The organism is Pseudomonas sp. P5_A12, from assembly GCF_056400685.1.
In genome coordinates this window covers 1-5,379 of record NZ_JBFUKU010000337.1, presented here as the reverse complement: position 1 = coordinate 5,379, position 5,379 = coordinate 1, and the positions used below count along the sequence as shown (strand labels likewise).

Here is a 5,379-nt window from a genome sequence, read left to right as displayed (position 1 = left end):
GGTAAGGCTCCAGCACATCTTCAATGGTGTGGCGTTCTTCGCTGATTGCGGCGGCCAGGCTGTCCACCCCGACCGGACCACCGTCGAACTTCTCGATCATGGTCAACAGCAGACGCCGGTCCTGGTGGTCGAAACCACGTTCGTCGACGTCCAGCAGATTCAGCGCGAGGTCGGCAATCGGCTTGGTAATGTGACCCTTGGCACGCACTTCAGCGAAATCGCGCACCCGTCGCAACAGACGGTTGGCGATCCGTGGCGTGCCGCGGGCACGGCGGGCGATTTCAAAGGCGCCTTCCGGGTCCAGTGGCAAACCAAGAATGCTCGCCGAACGACTGACAATCGTGGCGAGATCGGCGGTGCTGTAGAACTCCAGGCGCTGCACGATCCCGAAGCGGTCACGCAAGGGGTTGGTCAACATACCGGCACGCGTGGTGGCACCGACGAGGGTGAATGGCGGCAGATCAAGCTTGATCGAGCGCGCGGCCGGCCCCTCACCAATCATGATGTCGAGCTGGAAATCTTCCATGGCCGGGTACAGCACTTCTTCGACAATCGGAGACAGGCGATGGATTTCGTCGATGAACAGCACGTCGTGGGGCTCAAGATTGGTCAACAACGCCGCCAGATCACCCGGACGCTCAAGCACCGGACCCGACGTGCTCTTGATCGACACCCCCATTTCCTGGGCGATGATGTTCGCCAAGGTGGTTTTCCCCAGGCCCGGCGGACCGAAGATCAGCGTGTGATCCAGCGATTCGTTACGCCCCCGTGCGGCCTGGATGAACAACTCCATTTGCTCGCGAACCGTCGGCTGGCCGATGTATTCGGCCAGGCTGACAGGGCGAATTGCCCGGTCCTGGACTTCCTCGCGATCACGAGGACCGGGCGCGGCGGTTATCAGACGATCAGCTTCAATCACTTAAATCATTCCCTTCAGGGCACGACGAATCATGTCTTCACTGCTCAAACCTTTCTCCTTAATCGCAGAAATCGCCTTGCTGGCCTCCTGTGGCTTGTAGCCCAGGGAGATCAGGGCGCTGACCGCGTCATTTTCGGCGGTGGCGACCGGAGCCGGCGCGTCTGGCCCACCCGGCTGGTTTGGCACCAGGGCAAACATCGCCGGTACGGTTTCCCAGGCTTTGAAGCGGTCCTTGAGTTCCACCAACAAACGTTCGGCGGTTTTTTTGCCCACCCCTGGCACCTTGGTCAGCGCCGAGGTGTCCTGGGACTGCACGCAACGGACCAACTCATCGACTTCCAGACTCGACATCAACGCCAGCGCCAATTTTGGCCCTACGCCGTTGAGACGGATCAACTCGCGGAAAAAGTCTCGCTCACGCTTGCCGAAGAAGCCATAGAGTAACTGCGCGTCTTCGCGTACGACCAAGTGGGTGTGCAAGGTCAGCGGTTCACCGACCGACGGCAAGCGATACAGCGTGGTCATGGGCACTTCCAGCTCATACCCCAGACCGTTTACATCCAGAATCAGGTGCGGCGGCTGTTTTTCAGCCAGTGTGCCGCGCAAGCGTCCAATCACGTTTCAGATCCTTGAGCGTTGGCCAGATCAATGCCTGGCGACCAACAGAACAAGGGGTCGCGTCGACGACACAGACACGAAAACCCTCATCCCATAAAAAATGATTGCTGATGCTATCAGAGACGCAAGCGCCCGCCACGACTGCGTGCCGTCCCAAGGCCATGGGGCAACAAACTGGAACGGGTGTGAGCATGACAGATGGCGATGGCCAGGGCGTCCGAGGCGTCGATTTGCGGTTTGCTGGTCAATTTCAGCATGTGCATGACCATCATCTGCACCTGTTCTTTATTTGCCGCGCCAGTGCCGGTCACGGCCTGCTTGACCTGGGTTGCGGTGTACTCGGCGATTTCCAGGCTTTCTTCGGCACCGGCCACGATGGCCGCACCGCGTGCCTGACCCAGTTTCAGCGCGGAGTCGGCGTTGCGCGCCATGAACACTTTTTCGATACCCATGGTGACCGGGCCGTATGTCTGGATGATTTCACGCACGCCGCGATAAACGATTTGCAGACGCTCATGCAATTCCCCCGAGCCGGTGCGAATGCAGCCCGATGCCACGTACACACAGCCACGCCCGGTATCGCGCACCACGCCATAACCGGTAATACGCGAACCGGGGTCGATACCAAGAATTAAAGTCATAACGCCTGCGGGTTAGGTAAGAGCACTTCAATACAGCAAATAACAAAGGTGCGAGCTGACTCCCACCTTTGATCTTAGTCACCCTTAACCGAGCTGCGCAGCCACCGACTCAGGAATATCGGCATTGGAATAAACGTTCTGCACGTCATCCAGGTCTTCGAGCATGTCGATCAGCTTGAGTACCTTCTCGGCGCCTTCCAGGTCCAGCTCGGCGCTGGTGGTCGGCAGCATGACGATTTCTGCGTCGTCACCTTTGAATCCGGCCGCTTCGAGCGCATTACGAACCGAGTAGAAACCAGCGAAAGATGTGAACACGTCAATCGAGCCATCTTCGTGGGTGACCACGTCATCGGCGTCGGCTTCCATGGCCGCTTCTATCAGCGCGTCCTCATCAACGCCTGGCGCGAAGGAAATCTGCCCTTTGCGCTCGAACAGATAAGCCACGGAACCGTCCGTGCCGAGGTTGCCGCCGCATTTGCTGAACGCGTGGCGAACCGCGGCTGCGGTGCGATTACGGTTATCGGTCATGCACTCGACCATCACCGCCACACCGCCCGGGCCGTAGCCTTCGTAGCTCAATTCGACCATGTCGTCGGTGTCGGCAGCACCCGCGCCGCGTGCGACCGCACGATCAATGATGTCGCGACTCATGTTCGCGCCAAGAGCCTTGTCCAGCGCCAGACGCAGGCGCGGGTTGGAGCCCGGATCACCGCCGCCCTGACGGGCAGCAACGGTCAGTTCACGAATCCACTTGGTGAAAATCTTGCCCTTCTTGGCATCCTGACGTTCTTTGCGGTGCTTGATGTTCGCCCACTTGGAATGACCCGCCATAACTCGCTCCGAATTCTCTTTGAAACATTGCCCGCCACACACAGTGTCGGCCAGCAACCAATAAATCTCGACCTAAAGAAAAGGCGCACCCAAAAGGATGCGCCTTTGCGGTCAGCCTTACTCAGCCTTTGGCGTTTCGCGCAGACGAATGTGCAGTTCGCGCAATGCCTTGGCATCCACCTGACCCGGTGCCTGAGTCATGACATCTGCCGCGCTCTGGGTTTTCGGGAAGGCGATCACTTCACGGATCGACTGGGCGCCGGTCATCAGCATCACCAGACGGTCCAGACCGAAGGCCAGGCCACCGTGCGGCGGCGCGCCGTATTTCAGGGCGTCGAGCAGGAAGCCGAATTTTTCTTCCTGTTCCGCTTCGTTGATACCCAGCAGACGGAACACAGTCTGCTGCATTTCCTTACGGTGGATACGGATCGAACCACCACCCAGCTCGGTGCCGTTCAGGACCATGTCGTAGGCACGGGACAGAGCGGTCGCCGGGTTGGCTTCCAGTTCTTGCGGGGTGCACTTCGGCGCGGTGAACGGGTGGTGCAAGGCGGTGAAGCTGCCGTCGTCGTTTTCTTCGAACATCGGGAAGTCGACGACCCACATTGGCGCCCACTTGCAGGTCAGCAAGTCCAGGTCGTTACCTACCTTGATCCGCAGCGCGCCCAGGGCTTCGCTAACGATCTTGGCCTTGTCGGCACCGAAGAACACGATATCGCCATCGACCGCACCGACGCGATCGAGGATCACGTTGAGGTTGGCTTCAGGGATGTTCTTGACGATTGGCGATTGCAGGCCTTCGACACCTTTGGCGCGCTCGTTGACCTTGATGTACGCCAGGCCCTTGGCACCGTAGATGCCGACGAACTTGGTGTAGTCGTCGATTTGCTTGCGCGGCATGCTCGCCGCGCCTGGAACGCGCAAGGCGGCGATGCGGCATTTCGGGTCGTTGGCAGGGCCGCTGAACACCTTGAAGTCGACTTCTTTCAGTTGATCTTCAACGTCAACCAGTTCCAGCGGGTTACGCAGGTCCGGCTTGTCGGAACCGTAACGGCGCATGGCTTCTGCGAAGGTCATGTGCGGGAAGTCGCCGAATTCCAGATCCAGCACTTCCTTGAACAGGTTGCGGATCATTTTTTCGGTGATGCCCATGATCTCGTTTTCGTCGAGGAAGCTGGTCTCGATGTCGATCTGGGTGAATTCCGGCTGGCGGTCAGCCCGCAGGTCTTCGTCACGGAAGCACTTGGCGATCTGGTAGTAACGGTCGAAGCCAGCCACCATCAGCAGTTGCTTGAACAGCTGTGGCGATTGCGGCAAGGCAAAGAACGAACCGGCGTGGGTACGGCTCGGCACCAGGTAGTCGCGAGCACCTTCAGGGGTAGCACGGGTCAGGATCGGCGTCTCGACGTCGAGGAAGCCGTTCTCGTCCAGGAAGCGACGGATGCTGGTGGTCATGCGCGAACGCAGACGCAGCTTCTCGGCCATTTCCGGACGACGCAGGTCAAGGAAGCGATAGCGCAGGCGGGTTTCTTCGCCGACATCGGAGAACTCGTTCAACGGGAACGGCGGGGTTTCCGATTCGTTCAGCACTTCCAGCTCGTAGCCGAGGACTTCGATCATGCCCGACGCCATGTTGGCGTTGGTGGCACCGGCCGGACGCAGGCGAACCTTGCCGGTGATCTTCACGACGTACTCGCTGCGCACGCGATCGGCGGCGGCGAAGGATTCAGCGCGGTCCGGGTCGAACACCACCTGGGCCAGACCGTCACGATCACGGATATCGAGGAAAATCACCCCACCGTGGTCACGGCGACGGTGAACCCAACCGCAAAGAGTAATTTCCTGGCCTTCCAGGCTTTCGTTCAGTTGGCCGCAATAATGGCTGCGCATCATGGTAGTGGTTCGCTTCTCGTAATCGAAATTCGGTTGGAGACTTGCACATCCTGCCTTTAATAAAGATGCAGGATGTTGCAAGCGCTCACGCGTGTGGTTCAACTCAGGCTCTAGACCCTAGTCAGCTTTGTCGCCGCCGGCCAGGTTCTTCTTCGAGCCGGTCTTGAAATCGGTTTCGTACCAGCCAGTGCCGCTGAGGCGGAAGCCTGGCATGGACAGCATCTTTTTAAGCTCTGGCGCCTGGCAGGCAGGGCAGTCGACCAGCGGTGCTGCGCTGATCTTTTGAATGGCTTCCAACTGATGACCACAGGAAGCACATTGATAGTCGTACATCGGCATGGGGGTTGTCTCGGCGATCAGATTGCTACCGCACACGCTGGGTTTTGCGGCAAAGAGCGGGATTATATCCATTAAATGCAGCCTGTGCAGCCGTAAGACTGCACAGACTGACACTCAATTCCTTAAGCCACTGCGACT

6 protein-coding genes are annotated in these 5,379 nt (G+C 58.9%); all 6 read right to left on the bottom strand.

Annotation, left to right across the window (positions count from 1 at the left end; all coding sequences use genetic code 11):
- On the bottom strand, positions 1–919 hold a 919-nt coding region (ruvB, locus tag AC1DSG_RS27125; protein WP_477793632.1), incomplete at its 3' end, for a Holliday junction branch migration DNA helicase RuvB.
- On the bottom strand, positions 920–1,537 hold the full coding sequence (gene ruvA, locus AC1DSG_RS27120) for a Holliday junction branch migration protein RuvA (protein ID WP_007897033.1): 618 nt from the start codon (positions 1,535–1,537) through the stop codon (positions 920–922). It abuts the gene before it with no gap.
- Between the two features lie 116 nt (positions 1,538–1,653).
- Entirely contained in the window at positions 1,654–2,178 is a 525-nt protein-coding gene (gene ruvC, locus AC1DSG_RS27115) for a crossover junction endodeoxyribonuclease RuvC (protein ID WP_007945844.1), read from the bottom strand.
- An 84-nt stretch (positions 2,179–2,262) separates the two neighbouring features.
- The gene (locus tag AC1DSG_RS27110; RefSeq protein WP_027922936.1) at positions 2,263–3,009 is read right to left on the bottom strand and encodes a YebC/PmpR family DNA-binding transcriptional regulator; all 747 of its coding nucleotides are present in this window, start codon (positions 3,007–3,009) and stop codon (positions 2,263–2,265) included.
- Between the two features lie 117 nt (positions 3,010–3,126).
- Positions 3,127–4,902: an aspartate--tRNA ligase gene (aspS, locus tag AC1DSG_RS27105; protein WP_477793631.1), complete on the bottom strand. Its 1,776-nt coding sequence runs from the start codon at positions 4,900–4,902 to the stop codon at positions 3,127–3,129.
- A gap of 117 nt (positions 4,903–5,019) precedes the next feature.
- Positions 5,020–5,241 (bottom strand): FmdB family zinc ribbon protein, encoded by a 222-nt coding sequence (locus AC1DSG_RS27100; protein WP_010457489.1) that lies wholly within the window; start codon positions 5,239–5,241, stop codon positions 5,020–5,022.
- Between the last annotated feature and the right edge of the window lie 138 nt (positions 5,242–5,379).